Genomic DNA, 16,508 nt, shown 5'->3' with positions numbered 1-16,508 from the left:
TGACCCTTTCTGTATCAGACAACAGCAAACTCACAGCATCTACACCTTTTTCTATTATGGTAAATAAGAAAAACCTTCCACCAACAATCGGTGGAACACCGAGTAAAACTACTTTTTATGCCACACGTAAGTACACCTTCAAACCCACTACTAATGACCCTGAAAAAGATAAGTTAACGTTTTCTATTGAGGGTGCTCCTGACTGGCTCAATTTCAATGAAAATACAGGGGAAATATCGGCTCAACCAACAATCAATGATATTAGCCCTACTCGATATGAAGTGACTATTTCTGTCTCAGATAACGCTGGAAATAAAAGATCTCTGAAACCCTTCACTCTTTCTGTGCAAGCAGGCATAAAAACAGCAACCATTAGCTGGACTGCACCGACCAAAAATGCTGACGGATCGGAACTGAACGATTTGGACGGTTATAGAATTTATTACGGACCGACTAAAGCAAGACAATATGAAAATAAAACCGAACAATTCGGAATAGGAATTGATTCCTACATGATTGAAAATTTACAGTTACCTGAGTACTTTTTCTCAATGACAGCTATTGATACTCTTGGTAATGAAAGTGAATACTCAAAGAGCGTTAACAAACAAGTTGATTAATCTTTTTGGAGGAGAAATATTAGCGTAGCACTGCACTGTATGTTGCCCTATATTTCTCCGCCATGTGTCTTGATGACAACTTACTCCGCAAAAACTGAAGCCCTGCTTCTGACTTGAAAATAAAAGGAGTCCTGTTGTTCGCAAAATAATTGATCTCTTCTATGAACTTTGGTTTTGGGTTGTCTGGATCAATAATTGTACCGAATTTACCTGTGCCTAAAGCTGCCGGTATTCCACCAACGGCGGTAGAAATCACTGGAATTTTAAGTGCAAGCGCCTCTAACAGCGTCATAGGTAGACCCTCATGCATGGAAGTAATCAGTAATAAATCTAATTTTGCAAGATAAGCTGACACATTTCGTTTAAAACCCATCAAAAAAACATTATTTCCAATATTGTAATGTGATATGAGATTTTTTGTGTCATCAAGCAATGGTCCCTCGCCAAAAATATAGAATTCATATAACGATGGATCCTTTTTTACCAGGTGGGCAGCTATCTCTATGAAAAGATCAATTTGTTTGACAGGTACAAGCCTTCCCACAAATGCTATTTTTATTCGATCATCAAAAAAATTCGCATCTATAGTTGCTTTCGATTTTTTTACGACCTCATCAATATCAATGCCATTCTCTATTGTCACAATGCTATTTTTATGAAAAATTTTCTGTAACTTTTGAGTCAGTTCATCTGAAACAGAGATCACACATTTTTGTATATATTTACCACACATCACATCCAGCCGCTGCATAATAGTTTTATGCATCTGCCAAAAATTGAAAGTGAATTCTGGTGCTCCGTGACACGTTCGAATAGAAAGTGTACGCAAAGAAAGCAATGTTGCTATAGAACCAATGATATTTTCTTTAAATCGATGCGTGTGTATCAGATCAGGTTTCTGACTATAAACCTGCTTTATAATTTTAAATAAAATCTGAACTGTATTGAGCCTGGTTTCATCAAAAACAGTTACGCTTATATTTTGTTCAAGTAAGTTTTGTTCGAGTAAACCATGATTTAAAAGAATCACGGATAGTGAAATATCAGAATACTGATCCAGTTCTTTTGCCAGATTGTATAACTGAACTTCAGCACCCGCCCATAAATCTCCAGATGCGATATGAATCACTTTAATTATTTTTTTCGAATGAGGCATAGAGATCTATTTTTTAAAAATACGCTTGATCGCATTCAATGAGCGACCACACACATACGAGTGAACAGGAAGCGTTATTAATCTATCTGCAAAGCAAGTTGCATTAGGGTAATCGCCTTTTTTTTCAAGGAAAATATCCACGCCATCAATTTTTGGTAACGGTTTATCGTACATTTTTGAAACACCCACTCCAGACTGATGCAAGGCGTTCAAAACACGCTCTCTATCATCATGATCTTTAAGTAGTAACGGATAACGTAGCAACCTTGAAGCACCGTCAGAATCACATAACCCCACAACATCAACCACACTTTTACAATCAAATGTTGCCATGAGTTGCCTGTATCGATTTTCAACAACAGCGCCACGAGCGTTATATTCGATCAGGTTTGCAGGCAAATCATAAAACGTATTCCAATCCATTCCCCCTATAAATAAAAGCTCTTTATATTTTGTTTCACCTAATTGCAAAAAGGGCGCTTTTTCAATCCACCAATAGACTTTCGGATTAATGAGCCGATTATAAAGTAAAACTTTTATTTTTCGCTTCAAAAAAGCACGTTTTGATTTTTTTCCAGTCAATAATGGCTGTTCCAAATAATCGTCAAGAGAATCATCTCGGCATAAAACTGCACCACCGCCCATCAAATTAACAGGTTTACCACGCCCAAAACTCAATACAACCAAGTCACCCAACCAAATATTGGTCGCACCTGGATCCCGAAATGCCTGCGCACTATCTTCGATTAAAAGAAGCTTGTTTTTTTTTGTGAGTTGCCGAATAGCAATAAGGTCTTCCGGAATACCCAAAAAATTAACGGCAATCACTGCGACACTATTTACAGTAATTTTTTCAGCTATTTTTTCCAGCGCCATCCGAGGTTGATCTTCACGAAAATCAACAAGCACAGGACGTGCTCCCGCATAAACAACGGCACTTACCAGATCAGGACATGCATACGCAGGTATTAAAACTTCTGGTGTATGAATCTCTTTTTTGCGACGAACAGCGGCCAATACAGCCGAAGCCAGAGCGGCGGTTCCTGAGTTGTAATAATGGACTTTGAAATCACCAAATACAGATTCTAAAACAGCGTTTGCATTTTCAACGCCTTTAAACCTGATTAATTCACCAACAACCGCTTCCTGATAAAACATATTATCTCTTTGATGGTTGCCAGGTTGTCATACGTGTTCCTGACAAGAAAAGAAATATGGCATAAGCAATAGCAATGTTTGATTCAACAAAAAAGAAAGGAATTTTGATGAAAGTATTATTTCGTATCGACTCAGACATAAAGCCCACCAACACCAAACCATAGAATATGAGCTGCAAACCAAAGATCATGGCATAAAAAACACTACTGACTGCTAAAATGGCAGATATCAACAGCGTCATGACCATAAAAAAAGGAACCAGCCAACGCATGATTTTATGACTCCATACAAAAAAAGAAAAAATACCGAACTTTAGCGGGTTAAGCACTTCCACTTTTTTTGCAAGGGCAGAAATACCTCGCAATACAGTGCGAACTTTACGCTGAAATTCTTTTTTATTATCTTTAACATCTTTATAGTAACCATGAACATCCGCCGCAGAGATAGCAAAATAACCTTTTTTTACACAGCTTAACGCCGTATTAAAGTCACTGGGCACGTCAACATCCCACTCGTCACAAATACTTTTTCTTGCAGCAAAAAAAGAGCCGCTCAGCCCAACCAAACTACAAACCTCTGTTTCCATACGGCGCAACCACATTTCATAGCGCACATAAAGGCCTTCGCCAACGACTTTACCATCCCCACTAATGAAGCGATCTTCACTGGAAACTGCACCTACAGCCGGATCATCAAAGTACCGAACCATCTTGCCAATGGCATCTTTTGGAATATCTGTCGCGGCATCAGAAAATATTAAAATATCACCTGTTGCTTCATTAATCGCTTTCCACTGCGCATATTCTTTACCTTTATGTTCATCCACACGCATTAAACGAACGCCCTCATTTTCATATCGAGAGATAATTTCATGTGTGTTATCAGTAGACGCATCAGAGGCAACAATAATTTCAAACTGGCTAGAGGGATAATCAATTGCCAGCGCATTATCGAGCTTTTGTGCTATTCGTGCTTCTTCGTTATGCACAGTAATAATCAGCGTCACACTCTGTACATCATCCTTATTTAAGGAGGAAGGAGGCAACGCTCTCTTTTTCATTAAAAAAAGAAGAACAGGGTAGATAAAATAGCTGTAGATTGTTCCGATAAAGACAATCCAAAATATAAATTCCATTCGGTATCCGATCTGTATTTGTTTTGTTTTAAATTTCTGAAAATGGATTGACTATGATCAAACCTTCTATTTGCTGCTGATGTTGTAGATCTTCACTATAAAGAATTTTACACTCTACCTGGAGAGCTTCCGCGCTATTCATTAACAAACTGCCTAATATATGCTTTAAATTCAAATAACGCTGGTTTAATATCAAGGAAACGATTAATTTCATGCTTTGTTTTGAACGGTCGAATCATGACAAACTGTATACAGCGAGTGATTTTTTCAACGACAGTATAACGCCCTGACTTCAAATAAATATACAGCCCATCAACATCACCTAACAACCACCTTAATCGAACTCCCTTACGATACTCTTCCTCAATTGGAGGTGCGGTTTTCATTTGGGATGAATACACCCAGCGAGGAAAGTTAACGCCTGAATCAATTGATAATTGCAGGGATCCCCAAAAACGTGTATTTACTTCCATCAAATAGGGCTGGCCTGCTGGGTCTATTCTAAATTCAACCATCGCGACACCATGCCACTTCACTTTGTTTAACAAACTTTGTGCATAATCCTTTAAACGTTCATCTATCTCAATGCTTTCACTCAGCACGCTCACCCCACCCCAAGGTGGCTTTTCTCGAATGCGCCTGTGTGCAAAAAATGCTTTGGGCTCTCCTTTATCATAAAAACAAAATATTCCAGCCCCATGCCCCGGGATAAACTCTTGAATCATAAATTCATGGGTAACAAGATATTTATCATTATCAAGTGCTTTTTTTAAGTCCAGAACAGATTGCAATATTCGCACTTGCGTACTCACCCACCTGTTATTTTCAAAAATATGTGAAAGTGCAGGTTTGAGCACACAAGGATAAATTTGATTATTAACGTCTAACTCTTCAGCACATGCATAAAACTTTGACCCTGGCACAGGAATGTTTAATTCAGGCGCTACTTTAGTAATTTTTACTTTATTCGCAATATTCATTACTTGTTGATAGGATGCGAATGGTAATTCTACGTTGGGAATTTTATCTTTATAAATCAATATCAATTGACTTGTAATTTCCGTGACAGGCAGTAGTAAATTTATCGAATATTTTAAAATTACCTCTGATAACCAATTTATAAAGGCATCAGGGCTGTTTTTTGCCGATGGACATTGCAAATATAAATGAGAGAATCGAGAATTTGCCGCTAACGCATCTTCCATAGAGTCAGCGGTAATGACACGGGTATTTTCTAATGCACCAATTGAGCGAGAAACTGCTAACGCGCTTCGTTGGTTGGCATCTAACACCAATACAACTGTTTTGTTTGTATCTTTTAAAGGCATAAAATTAAGAATCAATTTATTGAGTGGTTAATTACACAGTGGTTGTTAGTAACACAAGTCAAACAACATTATAAAAGCATGACGCTTTGGCACATCCAATAGAACATTTTTTAGCTGCTTTTACATTTTGAATAGCTGTATTGGTATGTGTTTTCCATAATAAGAAAAGTCATTGTCAGTTGTGAATATTTCTGACTTTAATCGAAATGCCACAGCACAAATCAGAAAATCAATGTGAGAACCTTGAACACCTTTTGAGCGGCATGTATTTGAAAATATTGCTGCCTGAACATAGTCGTCATCAGTAATCTGCGTATTTTCAAAATATCTTAACTTATCATTAAGTTTTTCGAATCGGGATTTGTCGCTATAGCCCGACAAGACTTCTTGCCTAATTGATCCAATTATAACCACTCTTTGATCAGAAATAAGGCCCTCTAACTCTTTGACATGCAACTCATATAGTTGTCGTTTTGATCTTAAAGCATATGACCATATTGGAGTATCTACGATAACTTTCAATGCTCTCTGGCCTTTTTATAATCATAATCTGAATCTGGCTCCAACTTACCAAATAAAGATAGTATTTCTAACTGTTTACGTCGGTTTACAAACTCTTTTAAAGCATAGTTAACAGTATCTTTTTTGGTTTTTAACCCGCTAATAAGTAAGGCTTCCTGCAATAACTCATCGTCGATTGCTAAATTTGTCGCCATTTTGACACCTCCTTTTCCACACAATACTTCACACAAACTAATGCGTCAACATGTAATTAATCTTGATAACCTGGCAATATGACTATAAGGAGATATTTTCATTATTTTTTCAGTTTATATCGAATCGATTATTTAGATTGACAATCGGGTATATTCGGGTCTGATTAGAACAGACACTATAAAAATCACATCTGAATTATTAGCTTTTATCTCTGAAATAGATGAGTTTAAGGGAGCTTGGCGTGCCCTTGGCACTTTAGCACCCGACCATTTGATTGCTTTGCGCCGTGTGGCGACTATTGAGAGTATTGGTTCTTCAACACGCATTGAAGGGAGTAAGCTCAGTGATCGTGAAGTGGAGAAGCTGCTGGGCAAATTAGAAATTAAAAAGTTTGAAACACGAGATGAGCAGGAAGTTGTTGGTTATGCTGATTCTATGGAAATGATTTTTCAGTCATGGAACGAGATTCCCATTACTGAGAATCATATAAAGCAACTTCATCGTGATTTATTTTTCATATAACAGTAATACCGCCGCTAGCCACGCCACGCATTAATTTAGGTCTTATTTGTAAAGTTTCAACTTACCACTACAATAAACATTATAGCAGAGACTTTATAAATGAACATCAAAATGTGATTCTAAGTATACTGTGAAGGCTATAAATTATAGCCTATCATTACTACACATAAAAACACGAGATGATTTTGAAGTTAACATAATAAAGTTAAAGATATCAGGTGCTGAATTTTTACAATACACAAAAATTTTTAAGCTGCCAACCGCCACCTATGAGGGAACACCGATAGAAATGAAGACTGTACTTCACGTTATAGATACCACTGGACCAGGGGGTGCTGAAACAATTTTTCTTCAACTCGCAAAAAAGGTCGCTGAAAATGGGCACAAAAGCATCGCCTTGATTCGAGGAAGTGGCTGGGTTCAATCTCAACTGGAACAACTTAACATTCCCTTTTACGTTATCGACTGCAAAGGCTCCTTCAACCTTAAATATCTATTATCACTCGTCAAACTGATCCGAGCAGAAAAAGTAGACATTATTCAGTCTCATTTGCTTGGCTCCAGCGTCTATTGCAGCATGGCTGGCATAATTACAAAAACCCGTGTCATTTCTACATTTCATGGAATAGTCGATATATCGCCAAACGAACGTTTTCGAAAAATAAAACTTCTGGCATTGCGACTTGGAAGTAGTAAGATCGTAGCTGTTACGGATATATTATACAAAATGATATGTGACTTAGGAACCATCCCAAGTTCAAAAATCACAACTATCTGCAATGGCATTGATATTAGTTTATATAAGAAAATCGCTACTCAAGAATATCGTGATAAGCTAAACATTAACAAGGGGGATATCTTAATTGGTTCGCTGGGCAATATACGCACCCCAAAAAACTATCCGCTGGCAATTAAAACAATTAAAGAAATCCATAAACAAGGGTGGAAAGTTCATTATGCTATTGCTGGACAAGGCAATGACAAGCAGATGGCTCCGCTTATAAAGTTAATTGATGAACTTGACCTAAACGATTATATGCACCTTTTAGGATTCACAGAAAAAACCCAATCATTCCTTTCCTCGATTGATATTTTCTTAATGAGTTCCTCTTCAGAAGGGCATCCACTGGCGTTGACACAAGCCATGGCAAATGAACTGCCCATCGTATCAACAAAGTCTGGAGTAGAATTAATTGCCATAGATAAAAAAGAAGCTCTGATAGCAGATTCAATGACACCCACAGATTTAGCAAGTGCAATCATATCACTTCTTAATGATGATGGTTTGGCTAAAACTATTGGACAAAACGCTTTCTATAAAGCTAAAGAAAAATTTACATTAAATGCTATGTGCTCTTCTTATTTAGAGATTTATGAATTACCTAAGTTCAATTCATAAGTGCATAACCGATTAAATCATTTGTACTGATTTCAGTGAGTGTAGCAGTCTAATTAAAGTCATTACTCCTCTGGGATTGATACAAAGGGGAAATGGTTAGAATACTCTTACTTCCTCTTGTGGAATGCCTCTAGGGCGCGTTAAATTACAGATTTACAACAATCTACCCCAAGTGTGAAAATATTTTCTGAAAATTTTCACCTATAGCACTGTAAGCATACTTTTTTTCGATAATGGCTCTAGCATTCTCTCCTAACTCTTTAATTTTTGATGGTGTATTCAGTAACATATACGTGTACTCTATAAATTGCTGTGCTGTTTTTGCAAACATGATACTTTCATTATGCTTAACATCAATACCCTCACATGCAATAGGATGAGCAACAATAGCCTTGCCTAAAGCCATTGCATCAAGTATTTTTAACTTCGTACCACCACCATCCATTATTGGGCACAAATATACTGATGCCTGCTCTAAATAAGGACGGACATCAGGAACAGCGCCATGAACAATAAAACCAGCCTCAGACTTAGCAAACTCAAGCATTTTCGGTGATGGATTTGGGCCAATGATATCAAAAATAATATCTGGCACTTTTTTTAACATATTAAAATATATATTATCCATTAAGTAATCCACTGCTTCTTTGTTCCAATAAGCACTCAAGAGACCAGCAAATACCACCCGTTTTTTATTTACCACAATATGATGGTTATATAAAAAATAATCTAAATCAACACCATTTGGGATTACATCAACATCTAAAGGTACATCAACAGAGTTCACTAAGCGCTCTTTATCCAAGTAAGAGCAAACTATATTTTTAGAATAATATTTACAATTCTCTTTTTCATATGAGAGTAGCTTCTTTCCTTCTAGAAAATAGTATATTTTTTTTAAAACATTACGTTCATTATTTGCTCTACGCAACATCATGTCTGACTCAATATTATGATGATCAAGAGTCAAAAGAATACCTTTAAAGAACTTTCTAAAAATATCAAGGCTAATAGTGTCAAAATGAACCACATCAAAATTATACACTTCCAACCAATTTTCAATTTTTTTCTCATATTCTTTTGAGCGCAGCCAATTTAATGTATAAGGCGTTCTACCAAACAAGCTTTTTAGTGCTAATAAGGGCTTCCCCAACATCTGGTTGTCTATTGGTATATCAATATATTCAAATGCATAACACAATGTTTTTAACTCCAACTCACATTCAATTAACCCACTTTCGATATCAGAATAAAATGGTTTCAGTAATGCCTTCTGGTTAAATGCTAAAATGTAAACATTATGATAACGAGATAACTCTTTCACAAGATTGTAACTACGTTGAAGCACCCCACCGAATGGTGGGTACGGAATAAGGTGTGATAGCCAAAGAATATTTTTTCTATTTTTTGTCATTTATATTTAGTTATTCATTATTTCGCGGGCTTGTTCAGAGACTCCCTAAGAGCAATTGAAGCTGAGAGATTTTACCCAAATTTACTTAATTACCTCTATCAGCTTTATTGCTCGGTTTACCAAAAGCCATCACTTTAACTTTGTTCAAAATTGATTTCCAGTTTTGTAGTTCAATATTTCCAGAACGTATAGCCATAATTGCAGTTTGCAATCTAGCTTTCCGATATAGTTTATTAAAATCTTTTTTATCAATGCTTGATATATGTTCGTATGGTTTCCATTCCTCACTCGGCAAATATATATTATCAATAAAACCATATTTAACAGATATATCGTATAGCTCAGAACCAGGTACAGGCATTGCAGTACACCAACTGGTATAGTCGAGTATCCCTTTACGCCACAGTTTGTAGGCAAAACTAATGGTTGAATTGATTTCCTCAGGGGTCTCTATTTCAATTTTTCCATTTTCTTCCCAGTAGTTATACATCATTAAAAAGCCAAATACTTTAATACCTTCTTTAGACCATAATTCACATGCGCGTACCGTCTTTTCGAGTGACATACGCTTTTTAATACCTTTCAGCACTCGTTGGCTAGTACTTTCAATCCCTACTCGTACTAACCAAAAATTGGCCTTTTTCATCCAGTAGGCAAGTTCTTCATTCATTGGCATAACCCGCATATTACATTGAAAAAACATATCTTTATGGTTTAATGCTGCTAGCGCCTTGCATAATTCTATAGACCATCCAAGACGAACATTAAGTTCGTCAGAATGAAAATAAATTTCTCGATAGCCCATATTGTAAAGTTGATCAACTTCATCTGCGACACTTTTTGGAGTTCTTGTTCTAAATAATGGCCCCCCTTCTACTCTAAACACGGGGTTAGCACAAAATACACACCTTAAAGGGCAGCCTCGTGTAATAACAATTTCAGTATTCTTGCTACTTTTGCTATAACTAACACCTGTAAAATCATCAGGGTTCATTAAATCACGAGCAGGGAATGGAATAGAATCTAAGTCATCAATAAGATTTCGAGGCGCTGTTTTGAAAAAAACATTATTTTGCAGATATGCAATACCGTTTATTTTTGGTAAAAAATTTGGGAGTTCATTGTAGTGCTTAACTATCTCTAAAAAAGTATTTTCACCTTCGCCGATGGCACAAATATCAGCCCCCGTTTCACGAAGAGATTGTTCGGCATGTGTCATGACATGTGATCCACCAATTACAACAGTTAGATTTTTAAACTTTGCTTTAATTTCTCTAATCATGTTGAAAGAAACTTTTGCGGAGTACGAAGTAAAAGATATTGCATATATGTCTGTGTGAGATTCAGACAGCAGATCAATATGGTAACTGAAGGGATGTTTTTGAGAAATATAGTGTTGCTCTGTATTGGGCAAGTGTTTTCGAATAAAGCCGGCAAGATACAGTAAACTTAAGTTGGGACTAGGTTGATCTTTCCCTAGTACTGAACCATGAGCGTCCGCATATATAATTCGCATATACTCTTACCTACTATTTTAATCAACAACCCCACGGAAAGCCTTCTCACTTGAGCTCAAATTCGCTTCGCGAAGAGGGGTATATTGGTTGGCCTTAAAAGGCAGTCAAAGTCAACTCATCATCCATGAAGAAAAGAGCGTCGCTCCTGATGAACCCTATTTTTTGACCAGCACACTTTCATACAATTTCCTGATTAGAAAGAATCTTCCGCCACATGCTAAAAATGCTTTAAATTTAGACTATGGACTTCCGATTAAACATCTAAAAGGGATGTCTAGGCTATGAGTTCAGTAAATTTTTACTTTAAGCCTTGGTTAAGAGCTTTGCAGTTATTTTCTTGAATTCCTAGTTTTAAAGGGTTTCTATCATGAAGCGGAAGATTCTTTCTAATCAGGTACAATTTTGCTAAATAAAAATTTATCTTGTTAACAGCACTGCTACTAATGAATAGCTGCGACCAAGCAAATATATATAGCAAATAGGTATATTCCTAACGATAAAACCTAGCCCATAACTATGAAAAATTCTTGCGGACATCATAATTGTTAGAGTAATTATGAGAGATATAACCAAGATAACGTAAATATTCGATAAAAATAACAAACTCATTAATAAAAATATATGCAAACAACCAAAGAGCAATGCTATCTTGGCAACGTTTGATGCTTTAAATGCCATAAAGCTACTAAAATCCCCTTTTCCATGCCAAGCTTCTCTTTTAAAAAATGCTTTGATCGTTGAGGGATAACCATCGTGTATTGCCTTTAATTTTTTGTTTACAATAACATTAATACCTTTCGCCTTCGCTCTCATAGAAAACTCATAATCTTCGCCGGTTTCCAGCGTCTGGTCAAAACCCCCAATTTTTTCAAACATAACTCGGCTTAAAACCAAATTGCCACCATTAATATAATCAACAATTTTAGTCGATAACGGTTTAAACCAATTTATTTCAATCCAAGATGGATTTTCTCTTACAATATAACGGGCACCTAGTACAATACTTTCATGCTCAATTGTATTTAGTTTTTTAAGACATTCTTTTACCCAAATCTTTGTAAGACGAACATCGGCATCTATAAAAGCAATCACTTTTCCTGATGAATGAAGCACACCATAATTTCTGGCATAAGAAATACTGCTGCGCTCTATATCAAGAACTGTACACTGATATTTTAGTGCTATTGCTTTTGTAGCATCAGTTGAACCATTGTTAACTACAATTGTTTCGTAATCTAAAGAAAATCCTTCAAAGCACTCCCTAATTGATACCAAGAGATTTTCAATATGTTTACTCTCATTATACGCAGGTATAATTATTGATAATGTAGCACCCATATTGAACCTATAAAGTTAAAAAAAAACAGTGACAACAGTACTATTCAAGTAATGATATTACTGGAAATAATCAAAGTAAAATTTACTATCCCTCTGATCAGTTAACTATAAGGTTAGTAGGTGTTTCAGGGATCTTTAACTCCTCAGGAGGAACTGTAGAGACCTGTAGATCATCAACATACATACTCTGCGTTTTAGGTGAATTCCCATTCCAGTATGTGAAAAGTAAGAAATGCTTCACTTTATCAGTCGGTTTTTTTAATGTGTAATCAGATTTTTCTTCAAATATAAGTTTCAAGCTCCCACCAATAGGCTTTCCATCGTCAGTAAATCCAGACTCCCCTATATGTTTATAAAGCTGAACCAAAGGATTAACTGTGCTATATCTTACATGATAAACATATGTTTCCCAAACCCCTTTTTTCACTGGGTTTTCAGAACCAAAAATAGCCACGCTATTATCAGTTGTATACAGTTCATTTTGATATCTATATGTACCATCATTGTTAATATAAATATCGGTATAACCTAAATGACCCCCACCCGCTGTTGCTATATGAAACCTTAAAAATTTCAATGTAAAGTTAGTCGTATAGTCGAAATTCTCTGGCATAAATGTACGAATTTTCACCCAAACTTCATCACCTTCACCAAGGTCTGTAGGAAGTTTTTTACGTCCGCCCCAAACACCCCAGCCATCAGAACCTTTTTTAATATTTAATTGTGCTGAACCGTTACCACTATAGACAATATTTTTATCATAAACTGTGTATCCAGCGGCATCTGAAAATTCTGTAACTTTAACTCCCTCTTCACCCTCATCGAAATTAAAATTTATGACCCATGCATTACTTGCAGTGGGTATAAACATTAAACCAAGAAAAATAAATTTTTTCACACTTTTAACCATCATAAATTATTCCTTCAATACATCACATTATAATTGATTGCTATTATTTTCACCTAAACTACTATATGCTTTATTCATCATTTCAAAAAAATCAGGTGAGCTCTCTATAAGCTCACCATAACTTCCATTTGCTTTTAATTTACCGGCATCCATTACATATATGTGATCTGACATTTTGATTACAGAAGGGCTATGTGAGATCAAAACAATTAAATACTCATGCTTCAGTTCATGTAAACATTTCATAAATTCATGCTCTGAATGCATATCTAATGCACTAGTTGGTTCATCAAGCACCAATACTTTTGTATCATGGTAAAGCGCTCGTGCGATACCAATGCGCTGCCTCTGCCCGCCACTAAGGAGCTTACCATCTTGCCCTAATATGGTATTAATTCCTTGAGGTAATTTCAGGGAAAATTCATAAGCATTCGCTAACTCTAAAGCACGTATCACTTTTTCCTTGTTAATAGTTGATGATTCAATACCAAAAGCAACATTCGCCAACACACTTTCATTTGTCAGAAAAATATTTTGAGGTACGTAACCAATAATACTTTGGTAACTTGTCAATTTTTTTTGATCCATTACAGAACCATTCACTATAAATTCACCGATACTGGGAACCAACAACCCAAGGGTAATATCGGCCGCTGTTGATTTACCAGAGCCGGATAAACCAGCAAGAACATTAATGCAACCCTTTTCAAATATCGCATTAATCGAACTCAAAGCTTCCATACTACTATTTGGATATGTGAATGATACTCCACGCAACTCAATAGATTTGAGATCTTCATCATATTTTAGCACTTTCTTTGACTTGATATTAACTTGATACTCAAGCTCACGACCAAGCTTCATAACTACTGCACCATTGGCACTAATGCTAGACAAAGATTTGTAAACTTGTTGCATTGCTGGCAATAATTTATAACCCGCTAACCCATATAAGCTTAATATTGATACGATTTGAGCAGAGTCTGACTTAGATAGCAGCAAACTAATAGCAAGCAAGAGTATTGCTCCAAATGAGATGGTTTCGATAATTAGCTTTGGCAAGTCACCCGCCAAAGCTATAGAAGACTGCGAAACTAGCCCACGACGATTATAATATTCAAATTTTTTCTTGTAAGTATATTCTTTGCTACCAATTATGATCTCTTTTATACCAACAAATGCTTCTGACAACACAGATTGAACACCAGTGTTACGTTCAGATACAATTTTCCCATGATACGACAGAGACCGTTTAAGTAACATATAGGTAACTAAATATGCACCTCCAACAACCAGCCCTGCCATGCTTGCAATAAATGGATCAAGTATTATTAGGCCTAACAATACAATGAAAGCTATAAATAACTGACTAGTTAAAATTAAAAATGGATGCAACACCATGTAGACAAACCGCGGTGCTTCCTGATTAATCAATGCAATGGCATCAGAGTGATCATTAACTTTATGATAAATATAATCTCTGCCAAGTAAATTGTGGAATAAATTATTTTGTAATTTATTCCCAAAGTGTATTGAAAATTGAAATGACAACCACATCGTTATTCCTGCAAGTAAGTTGGATATTACAATAAGTGCCAGTGAGGCTATGGCAAAAGCAGTAATGAATTCTGTATTGCTAGAGAAATTATAATATTCATACACCACAACCAAAACTTTATTTGATTGGATAATATCAGGGTTTGAGAGGATACCAATAAAAGGAGCGATACTCGCCACTCCAAGAACTTGAACCAGTGCGGACACAAGAAAAAACAGTTGTAGCAATATGTATTTTTTTTTTGTTGCCCTATCCAATAAGCGAAATAGAGTTTTGATCACTTCTAATATATACATAACGTGTTAATTATTACCTTTAATAACAGAGATTCTTCCATTCAAACTATTTTTGTTACTTTATAATAGGGTCGTTCAAGTTCTTATCATCTGGAGTGCTATCGATGTCTTCCATAGAGCCACTTGCTACTTCTGACTCTATGCAATTTTTTAATGACAGAGACATCATGAGCATCAGATAGATATATGGATAAAGAAGCAGTGACATGAAAAAAGAACCGACCAAATATGTGATAAGTGCGGCATCTAATCCGATAGCATATCGATAAGCCCAATGGTTTTTATTATTTGGTTTGAGTAGCTTGCGCGTCCCTCTGTTAAGCGCATAACACAGGTATAGTAGCCAGAGATAACATATTAATCCCAGATACCCTAACGTACTACCTACTTGAATAAATGTGTTGTGTGCAACCTCCTTACGACTAGAAAGATAGTTATCTGGTTGTTCTTCTTTATAATTATCATGAAAATATTGCGCAAATCCATTAAAACCAACTCCCAGCAGCTTGTTTTGATCAATCATTTCTAGTCCGGCACTCCAGTACTCAAGCCTGCTTTCGGAGGTACCATCCTCACCGGCACTAGAGAACCTTGTCTTCTGTTCTTCGGGCACCAAACTAATAATAGTAAACGCAGCTATAGCGACAATTAAAATATTTTTTATACGAAGCTTCCCTATGGCAACTGCTATGATCAGTAAACCAACAATAAGTGCCAACTGTCCACCCCTAGAGCTTGCGCCCATAACCGTCATTGTAGCAGTGATAGGCAATAAATAATAAATCTTCTTAACTTCTTTATGTCCTAAAATAAACGCCAAACTCATCACTGCCAGCATAGCCATTAATAGAGAAAACTCACCTGAATTTGCAAAAAATCCACTCGGGCCTGCAATTCCCCAATCTCTAAACCCAAAACCTCTCTCTGCCCAAGTTTTTGCTCCAAACAGTGACATTTTAAACAAAATAAGAAAAAATAAGAGAGTTAACAAGCGATACTCTTTTAATGACCTTACGCAACTGGTAAAAAACAATACCTCGATGATCCATATGTAATAGGAGTCAAGGTGTTTAAATGAAAGGTCAGGATAATAAGACTGATATGAAGAGGCAAGAATGACTAAAAAAAACAGAATCATCACAAAGTGAACTAACTGAAATCGAATTTGGCCTTTTAAAGATACATAAGCCAGCCCAAAGAGTATGCTCAGCTGAGTCCAAGGTAAAAAATCAATAGTAGGATAAATTACATGTGGACGCATGTAAGAAAATACGAGGTACGCAGCGAGCATATAGAATGCAAAGTCCTGCGCCTTACATGCGGTATAAAAGTCTTTAAAGTCTTTAAATACCCCGTTAATTGACAACATATAAACAGCTACTCTTATTAATTTTAATTTTCCAATTCACTTCAAATAATTGGCCAGATAGCTGAATTAAC

The 16,508-nt window shown here is 36.1% G+C and carries 14 protein-coding genes and 1 pseudogene; 3 read left to right on the top strand and 12 right to left on the bottom strand.

Annotated elements, in window-relative coordinates; translation table 11 throughout:
- Positions 1 to 620 (top strand): putative Ig domain-containing protein (locus L3J70_09115; protein ID MCF6236510.1); only part of this gene is annotated, 620 nt, incomplete at its 5' end.
- A 19-nt stretch (positions 621 to 639) separates the two neighbouring features.
- Here L3J70_09115 and L3J70_09110 read toward each other — a convergent pair.
- The 6 genes from L3J70_09110 to L3J70_09085 form a co-directional block, all read right to left on the bottom strand.
- A complete protein-coding gene (locus L3J70_09110; GenBank protein ID MCF6236509.1) occupies positions 640 to 1,749 on the bottom strand; it encodes a glycosyltransferase in 1,110 nt (369 codons plus the stop codon).
- Positions 1,750 to 1,782: 33 nt separating this feature from the next.
- Positions 1,783 to 2,934: a DegT/DnrJ/EryC1/StrS family aminotransferase gene (locus L3J70_09105; GenBank protein MCF6236508.1), complete on the bottom strand. Its 1,152-nt coding sequence runs from the start codon at positions 2,932 to 2,934 to the stop codon at positions 1,783 to 1,785.
- A 1-nt stretch (position 2,935) separates the two neighbouring features.
- Entirely contained in the window at positions 2,936 to 4,069 is a 1,134-nt protein-coding gene (locus tag L3J70_09100; GenBank protein MCF6236507.1) for a glycosyltransferase family 2 protein, read from the bottom strand.
- A 134-nt stretch (positions 4,070 to 4,203) separates the two neighbouring features.
- Complete coding sequence (locus tag L3J70_09095) at positions 4,204 to 5,397, bottom strand: ATP-grasp domain-containing protein (GenBank protein MCF6236506.1); 1,194 nt, start codon at positions 5,395 to 5,397, stop codon at positions 4,204 to 4,206.
- Between the two features lie 120 nt (positions 5,398 to 5,517).
- Positions 5,518 to 5,853 (bottom strand): PIN domain-containing protein, encoded by a 336-nt coding sequence (locus L3J70_09090; GenBank protein MCF6236505.1) that lies wholly within the window; start codon positions 5,851 to 5,853, stop codon positions 5,518 to 5,520.
- 62 nt (positions 5,854 to 5,915) lie between these two features.
- Entirely contained in the window at positions 5,916 to 6,113 is a 198-nt protein-coding gene (locus L3J70_09085; protein MCF6236504.1) for a type II toxin-antitoxin system VapB family antitoxin, read from the bottom strand.
- 160 nt (positions 6,114 to 6,273) lie between these two features.
- Here L3J70_09085 and L3J70_09080 point away from each other — a divergent pair.
- Both L3J70_09080 and L3J70_09075 read left to right on the top strand, forming a co-directional pair.
- Positions 6,274 to 6,624, top strand: a pseudogene (locus L3J70_09080) (Fic family protein).
- Positions 6,625 to 6,766: 142 nt separating this feature from the next.
- The gene (locus L3J70_09075; protein ID MCF6236503.1) at positions 6,767 to 8,035 is read left to right on the top strand and encodes a glycosyltransferase family 4 protein; all 1,269 of its coding nucleotides are present in this window, start codon (positions 6,767 to 6,769) and stop codon (positions 8,033 to 8,035) included.
- Positions 8,036 to 8,198: 163 nt separating this feature from the next.
- Here L3J70_09075 and L3J70_09070 read toward each other — a convergent pair whose 3' ends face one another.
- From L3J70_09070 to L3J70_09045, 6 genes are all read right to left on the bottom strand, one after another.
- Complete coding sequence (locus tag L3J70_09070) at positions 8,199 to 9,449, bottom strand: glycosyltransferase family 4 protein (GenBank protein ID MCF6236502.1); 1,251 nt, start codon at positions 9,447 to 9,449, stop codon at positions 8,199 to 8,201.
- An 85-nt stretch (positions 9,450 to 9,534) separates the two neighbouring features.
- Positions 9,535 to 10,965: a B12-binding domain-containing radical SAM protein gene (locus L3J70_09065; protein MCF6236501.1), complete on the bottom strand. Its 1,431-nt coding sequence runs from the start codon at positions 10,963 to 10,965 to the stop codon at positions 9,535 to 9,537.
- Between the two features lie 418 nt (positions 10,966 to 11,383).
- On the bottom strand, positions 11,384 to 12,304 hold the full coding sequence (locus tag L3J70_09060; GenBank protein MCF6236500.1) for a glycosyltransferase: 921 nt from the start codon (positions 12,302 to 12,304) through the stop codon (positions 11,384 to 11,386).
- Positions 12,305 to 12,401: 97 nt separating this feature from the next.
- Positions 12,402 to 13,217: a polysaccharide lyase gene (locus L3J70_09055; protein MCF6236499.1), complete on the bottom strand. Its 816-nt coding sequence runs from the start codon at positions 13,215 to 13,217 to the stop codon at positions 12,402 to 12,404.
- 24 nt (positions 13,218 to 13,241) lie between these two features.
- A complete protein-coding gene (locus tag L3J70_09050; GenBank protein MCF6236498.1) occupies positions 13,242 to 15,068 on the bottom strand; it encodes an ABC transporter ATP-binding protein/permease in 1,827 nt (608 codons plus the stop codon).
- Between the two features lie 55 nt (positions 15,069 to 15,123).
- A complete protein-coding gene (locus L3J70_09045; GenBank protein ID MCF6236497.1) occupies positions 15,124 to 16,437 on the bottom strand; it encodes an O-antigen ligase family protein in 1,314 nt (437 codons plus the stop codon).
- Positions 16,438 to 16,508 lie beyond the last annotated feature (71 nt).

The sequence above is a fragment of the Gammaproteobacteria bacterium genome (assembly GCA_021648145.1).
Classification (GTDB): domain Bacteria; phylum Pseudomonadota; class Gammaproteobacteria; order JAADGQ01; family JAADGQ01; genus S141-38.
This window is presented reverse-complemented; position numbering and strand designations above follow the sequence as displayed.